This is a genomic window from Thioflexithrix psekupsensis (assembly GCF_002149925.1).
Classification (GTDB): domain Bacteria; phylum Pseudomonadota; class Gammaproteobacteria; order Beggiatoales; family Beggiatoaceae; genus Thioflexithrix; species Thioflexithrix psekupsensis.
Window position 1 is genome coordinate 149,192 of the sequence record NZ_MSLT01000007.1, and the last position, 7,422, is coordinate 156,613.

Here is a 7,422-nt window from a genome sequence, read left to right on the forward strand (position 1 = left end):
CAATGGATACGCTGTTTACTTTTGTCGGTGCTGAGTTAAGTGTGTTGGCACCTGAAATATTTTTATTATCAATGGCTTGTTTGATTTTAGTTATTGATGTGTATTTGCCCGAACGTTTACGGGATTTAACCTTTCAATTGTCACAAGGCACTTTGGTTTTAGTGGGATTGTTGGTGATCGCGGCTTATCCTGAACAGCGTACTGTGGTCATGAGTGGTATGTATGTCACTGATGCGATGGCTGCGGTGTTAAAGGTGTTTATTGTTCTGGTGGTGGCGATGGCGTTTATTTTTGCGCGTCCGTATTTGCGGGCGCGTGATCTGAATAAAGGGGAATTTTATGTGTTGGGATTATTCGCCACTTTAGGCATGTTGGTGATGGTGTCGGCACATAATTTATTAACCATTTATTTGGGATTGGAATTGTTGTCATTGTCGTTGTATGCGATGGTGGCGATGCAGCGGGATTCTTTGATCGCCACTGAAGCGGCCATGAAATATTTTATTTTAGGGGCTTTGGCTTCGGGCATGTTGTTGTATGGCATGTCAATGTTGTACGGCGTAACGAACTCATTGGATTTGGCGCAGATTGCGACTGTTGTACAAGCGGGCGGCGATTTGCAAATGATGATGGTGTTTGGTTTGGTCTTTGTTGTGGTCGGTTTGGCGTTTAAATTGGGAGCGGTTCCGTTTCACATGTGGATTCCTGATGTGTATCAAGGCGCGCCCACGGCGGTGACTTTGTTCATCAGTAGCGCGCCAAAATTAGCCGCCTTCGCCATTGTCATGCGTTTATTGGTCGATGGTCTGGCCGCCTTGCACAGCAGTTGGCAAGATATGTTGATTATTTTATCAGTATTATCAATGGTCATCGGTAATGTGGTCGCCATTGCGCAGACCAATTTAAAACGCATGTTGGCTTATTCCACCATTTCTCACGTCGGTTTCTTGTTACTGGGCATTGTGGCGGGAACACAGGCGGGTTATGCGGCTTCAATGTTTTACACTATTGTTTACACGCTGATGAGCATGGGTGGCTTTGCGGTGATTTTATTGTTGAGTCGCAAAGGTTTTGAAGCGGATAATTTGGATGATGTCAAAGGCTTGTATCAACGCAATCCGTGGTATGCCGCAGTGATGGCGATGTTGATGTTGTCGATGGCAGGCGTGCCGCCGTTATTAGGCTTTTGGGCGAAGTGGGCGGTGTTGAATCAAATCGTGGCCGTGGGCTTGTTGTGGTTGGCCATTGTCGCGGTGGTGTTTTCAGTGATTGGCGCGTTTTATTATTTGCGCGTGATTAAACTGATGTATTTTGATGCGCCTACCGACAATAATCCCATCGAAGCCCCAATAGAAGTGCGTTTGGCCTTGAGTGGCAATGGGGTGGCTATTTTGGCTTTGGGTCTTGTGCCTACGCCGTTGTTTACCTTGTGTTTGCACGCGATGGGACTGCATTAAGCGGTCGCCAGTGCGCTTGACGTAAAAAGAAACCTGACAGATTTTTAAATTTGTCAGGTTTTATTATTGAACTCAATCGAAACCAAATTATTCTGATTCTGTGGTTTCCACTTTGGTTCTAGGAACACCGAAATTAAATAAATTAGTGGGTGGATTAACCGCAGGAGGGGGCGGTTCTGCGGTATCCAAAGCCTCTTTTTTCCGCACCAATAAATCACCAAAAGGGGTGCGTACTTTTTGATACCCTTCAGGAATATCCTCGCCAGAAGCAGGTACTTCTGCGGTGTTGGCTGGGGGTTCTGTTGGTGTGCCTGTGGTATCGGCTGGAGTTTCTTCTACGGGCGTTAAACGACTTTGTAAGGCTAACGTGCTGATTTTTCCTTCTTCATTGCTGAGCATAACGGTACGCTCTTCAATCTGATTTACCTGCCATTCGCCGACATAATCTTGTTCTTTCACCATAAATTGTGTGCCGTTGACTACCACGTGTGCGGTTTTTTTATCGCCTAACACGCTGATACCTTCAAGATAAATATCATCTTGTGCCATCGTCGGCAGCGGTAATATAAAACATAATAATCCTAAATACAACGTTCTCATCATAAGTTCTCCTGATCGCCAAGGGTAGAAGGGGAAATATTCGCAAAATGTAGCAGTGTTATGACATGATGTCGATCTGATTTTGCACTATTTTTGAAAGAATTTTCAAAATTGATTCTTGTAAGTCGCTTGTTTTCCATCGGTTTTTTATTCTTTAATTCTGAAAATCCTGAAATTCTGTAAATTCTGATTCTGACAGAAAAGTTTTATAAATGGCTTAATTTTGGTACAGACGCGTGGCATCTAAGCCCACTCATAATAACCGATAAATCACTTTTTTTATCGCTTTGATGAGATAACTTGAGGAATAAACACAGCCTTTTTTATCGTGTCGCCAGAATTTGTTCCAAATAATGCTTAATATCCTTGAGGCGGAAATTTCGCGCCCATTCCAACAATTTTGCCGCATCGGGTGGAGATTCTGCTTGTGTGGTCAGTTCAGCCAAATATTTACACACTTTGGAAATATCTCCGCTTTGAGTCAATTGGCGCAACACAGTGATTTGTTCTGTACTTAGAGATGCCCCCGCAACCGATGGCGTAACCACAGGCGCGTAAACCCACTCCAAGGCTAAACACTCCAGTAAGGTTTTATACAACGCAGCCGCATTGACCGGTTTAGCCAAATGCGCCGCACAACCCGCTTCCAAGCTCACCGCCCGATCATCAGCAAATGCCGAAGCACTCAGAACAATCACCGGTTTATCAAAACCTTGCTGATGTAAAGCCCGTACTGTTTGTAATCCATCCATACCGGGCATTCGTAAATCCATAAAAATCGCATCCGGACTGTCTTGTGACACGATTTTGAGACAGGCTTCGCCACTGTCGGCTTCAGTAACACGAAAACCCAAAGGTTGCAGCATATCAAGCAATACTTTGCGATTCACCGCGAGATCATCCACCACCAACACATGCAGCGGAGAAGAAACCGTCGTATCTCCCAATGGACGATCACATCTTTGATAGCCAATAATTTCTCTTTTTTCCTCCTCTGCCACAAGATGAACCGAAGAAGCGACTGCTTTTACAGGAATTTCCACATAAAATACGCTGCCCTTTTTTGGTTCACTGTCCACGTGCAAAACTCCCCCCATGTTTTGCACCAAACGCTGAGTAATAGCCAATCCCAAGCCTGTCCCTTGTATTTTATAACGATCCGTACCGGTTTGTTGGAATGGCTCAAAAATTCGTTTAAAATCCGCAGCCGCGATCCCAATGCCACTGTCTTGCACCGCAAGGCATAATTTTCCATCTGCATACGCCACGCGCAACATCACTTCACCGTGTTCGGTAAATTTCACCGCATTGCCCAGCAAATTCATCAGCACTTGGCGTAACCGTTTACTGTCGCTGTGCAACGAATAAGGCAACGGAAGACTTTCTTCATAGTGAAATGAAAGCCCCTTTTGTTCACATCGAATACGAAACATATAACAAAGCTCATGGAAAAAACTCTGGCTGTCCCAAATCTCCGGCAACAACTCAAAACGCCCCGCCTCAATTTTCGCCAAATCTAAAATATCATTGATCAGCGTCAACAAATATTCGCCTCCACGCAAAATACTTTGTGCTTGCCCGCGTTGGTAGTCTGTAAGAGAACTATCCCGACAAAAAATCTGAGCAAAACCCATAATGGCATTCAATGGCGTGCGTAATTCATGACTCATATTGGCGATGAATGCACTTTTGGCTTGATTGGCCACTTCGGCGGCTTGGCGGGCTTGTACTAATTCCTGTTCGGATTGTTTACGAGCAGTAATATCATGACCGATTCCCAAAATACCGAATACTTTACCATGTCGATCATAAATGGGAGATTTGGTGGTTTCTAACAATTCTCGGTGCTTATCGCTGGCAAAAGTGATTTCTTCCTCATTGGTCAAGGCGTGGTTTGCCGCCAATGCCAAACGATCATGGTAACGAAACGCATCAGCCAACTTTGGATCAACAAAATCATAATCCGTCTTACCAATAATATCTGCTTCACTGACTCCGAAAAACTGCTCAAAACGAGGATTACAACCCAAATAACGCCCTTCAACATCTTTATACCAGATGAGATCAGGAATGGTGTCAATAAGAATACGCAAGCGTTGCCGTTCGTAATCTAAAGTATCTTGTGCCAACTTACGTTCAGTGATGTCAATTGCCACTTCCAAACGCACCAAACGACCATCCGGCCACACAATTGCCTTATCCCGGCGTTGAAACCATCGGTTTGTTTGGGGATTAAAACTTTCCCAAACGATGGGTTCATTGGGAGTGCCATCTTTGGCCAATAAGCGCGGATTGGTACAAAAATCACAAGGTTTCCGCATTCCCGTTTGCAATACTTGCCAACAGACCTGCCCAACAATTTCTCCGGTGATATTTTGTAAGGTTTTGTTGGCATAGAGAATTTGATGCGTGTCCAAGTCCGAAACGTAAACCAAACCTTCTAAAGCATCAAGTACTGCGTGAATTTTAGCGGCGGCTTGATCGCGGGCATGTTCTAATTTTTTTTGTTCAGTGATGTCGTGGATGTAACCGTGCCACAATACACTTCCATCCGGTAAATGCTCTGGAGTCGCTTCTCCTTCTAACCAGCGAATTTGACCATGGGGCAAAATGGCGCGGTATTGGTCGTGCCAGCGTTCCAAATGGGTGGCTGAAATTTCAATTCGTTGCGCCACTCTGCTCAGATCGTCCGGATGCAAAACAGCGTACACGGGACTGGCATCTTTCTGCACCTGCGCCGGGGTCATACCATAAATTTGACGAATGCCCTCACTGGCGTAAGGGAAAGCACTACGCCCATCTGGCCAGCGTTGAAATTGGTAAATCACTCCTGGAATATTTTTAGAGATTTTCTCCAAGCGAGCAGAAATTTCTGCTGTTTGATGCCTAGATTGCAGCAACCGCCACAACAAAATAGCAATACTAACCAACAAAGTAATGACTAATACAATGGCTCTGGTACTTTCTTTTTCCCAGCGATATAGGTAGTGATCGGCAGACAGCGCGACTTGAACATAAAAAGGATAATTATCAAGCCGTTTGAAACTGCCCACTCGTTGTACGCCATCGGTACTGGCGACATAAGTGAGACTGCCACTATATTCGCCGGCTTCAAGGCGACGACGGATGTCGTTATCAGGTGGAAGTGGTTGATTAAAATCAGTTTCTTTTAAGCGTGGTTGTCGTTGGATCAATTTAAAATTATCGCTACGCCGCAGCAAAACCACCCCACCCGGCCCTGTGTCAATACTGGCAAAATACCGAGCAAATGTGGCGAGATCAATGACGGCATTGACCGTACCTAAAAAATTTCCTTTTTCATCACGAATGGCGCGTGCCTGAATCAGCGACCATTTTCCAGTAGAACGACTGACCAAAGCCTCTGAAAAAACATGACTTTCCGAACTGTCCCGTAACATTTGAAAATGGGGACGATCACTGATATACCAATTTTTTCAGAGTCGTATAATAATACTTTTCAAATAGGAGAGAATAATGAACAAAAGATATGAAGATTTAGAAGAATTAATGTCAACAGGTGAAGCGAGAGAAGTGAAGCGAGCGATGGCAGTAAGAATGTCTTTGCTTGGTTTTGTGCGTGCGGAAGCGGCTTTAGCGTGTTGTGTCAGTGTGCAATTTGTGGATAAATGGAAAGCCATTTATTTAGCGTCAGGGGTTGAAGGATTAAAGTTAGCGTATAAAGGCTCACCAGGGTATTTAAAGCCGCGTGAACGAGAAGATGTGATTAATTGGATACAAGAAAAGAAGACAATAACAATAGAGGAACTAAAGAGATACTTAAAAGAGGAGTATGATGTTTTCTATTCTTCAAATACTTCTTATACTAAATTATTAGAAGAAGCGAATTTAAGTTATAAGAAGACACACAAAGAGAATTCGGCAAAAGATGAGGTAAAAGTGGAAGCTAAAAAAAAAGAGATTAAGGATTTAATAGATAAGGAGCGTGAACAGATAGAAAGTGGAGAGGTAATGTACTGGATGCAAGACGAAAGCCATCAGTTGTGGGGAGATATTTGTGGTTATGTTTGGTCGAAAAAAGGAGAAAGAACGTCAATAAAGATGAGTAATTATCGCACTTCTCAAACGTGGTATGGAGCGGTGAATATTTATACGGGAGAATTTATTTTAGATAGGGCAAAGAAAGCTGATACAAAATATACGATAGACTTTATTAACTGGCTCATTTACAGATATAAAGAAGCCCGTCATGTGATTATTTGGGATGGTGCAAGTTATCATCGTTCTGAAGGTTTAAGAACTTATTTAGAGAAATTAAATGGGGGACTTCCAGAATCAGAATGGAAAGTTCGTTTATTAAGATTTGCACCTAATGCCCCAGAGCAAAATCCAGTCGAGGATATTTGGCTTCAAGGTAAGAATTGGGTCAGAAAGAATTTTCATCGTCTATCAAGCTTTAAAGAAGTCACTATGTTTGAGACCTTTTTGTCAGGTAAAGTGTTTAAGTTTAATAAAATTAAACAGTATCTTATACCTAATATCTAGGTAGATATTAAAACTTAATTTGTTTTTATATCTCACATAATTTTGGTATATTAAAGCTTGGAGTTTCCTGTGAGGCGAAGTGCAAACAATTTAAATATTATACCAAAATTATGTGAGATATAAAAAAATTAAGTTTTAATATCTAGCTAGATATTAGGTATAAGATACTGTTTAATTTTTTAAACTTAAACACTTTACCTGACAAAAAGGTCTCAAACATACTAGTGACTTCTTTAAAGCTTGATAGACGATGAAAATTCTTTCTGACCCAATTCTTACCTTGAAGCCAAATATCCTCGACTGGATTTTGCTCTGGGGCATTGGCGCAAATCTTAATAAACGAACTTTCCATTCTGATTCTGGAAGTCCCCCATTTAATTTCTCTAAATAAGTTCTTAAACCTTCAGAACGATGATAACTTGCACCATCCCAAATAATCACATGACGGGCTTCTTTATATCTGTAAATGAGCCAGTTAATAAAGTCTATCGTATATTTTGTATCAGCTTTCTTTGCCCTATCTAAAATAAATTCTCCCGTATAAATATTCACCGCTCCATACCACGTTTGAGAAGTGCGATAATTACTCATCTTTATTGACGTTCTTTCTCCTTTTTTCGACCAAACATAACCACAAATATCTCCCCACAACTGATGGCTTTCGTCTTGCATCCAGTACATTACCTCTCCACTTTCTATCTGTTCACGCTCCTTATCTATTAAATCCTTAATCTCTTTTTTTTAGCTTCTACTTTTACCTCATCTTTGCCGAATTCTCTTTGTGTGTCTTCTTATAACTTAAATTCGCTTCTTCTAATAATTTAGTATAAGAAGTATTTGA

At 42.1% G+C, this 7,422-nt stretch carries 5 protein-coding genes; 2 read left to right on the plus strand and 3 right to left on the minus strand.

Features of this window, described 5'->3' with window-relative positions; all coding sequences use genetic code 11:
• Positions 1-2 precede the first annotated feature (2 nt).
• Complete coding sequence (nuoN, locus tag TPSD3_RS05045; RefSeq protein WP_086487499.1) at positions 3-1,457, plus strand: NADH-quinone oxidoreductase subunit NuoN; 1,455 nt, start codon at positions 3-5, stop codon at positions 1,455-1,457.
• A gap of 87 nt (positions 1,458-1,544) precedes the next feature.
• On the opposite strand, the gene TPSD3_RS05050 is transcribed toward nuoN, so the two are convergent.
• Together TPSD3_RS05050 and TPSD3_RS05055 are read right to left on the minus strand one after the other, a co-directional pair.
• Positions 1,545-2,060: a hypothetical protein gene (locus TPSD3_RS05050; RefSeq protein ID WP_140048485.1), complete on the minus strand. Its 516-nt coding sequence runs from the start codon at positions 2,058-2,060 to the stop codon at positions 1,545-1,547.
• 320 nt (positions 2,061-2,380) lie between these two features.
• Entirely contained in the window at positions 2,381-5,476 is a 3,096-nt protein-coding gene (locus TPSD3_RS05055) for a PAS domain S-box protein (protein WP_086487501.1), read from the minus strand.
• Between the two features lie 76 nt (positions 5,477-5,552).
• On the opposite strand from TPSD3_RS05055, the gene TPSD3_RS05060 reads away from it, so the two are divergent.
• Positions 5,553-6,581: an IS630 family transposase gene (locus TPSD3_RS05060; RefSeq protein WP_086487502.1), complete on the plus strand. Its 1,029-nt coding sequence runs from the start codon at positions 5,553-5,555 to the stop codon at positions 6,579-6,581.
• Between the two features lie 171 nt (positions 6,582-6,752).
• Here the strand turns inward: TPSD3_RS05060 and TPSD3_RS05065 are convergent, their stop codons facing one another.
• The gene (locus tag TPSD3_RS05065; protein ID WP_176329740.1) at positions 6,753-7,253 is read right to left on the minus strand and encodes a transposase; all 501 of its coding nucleotides are present in this window, start codon (positions 7,251-7,253) and stop codon (positions 6,753-6,755) included.
• Positions 7,254-7,422 lie beyond the last annotated feature (169 nt).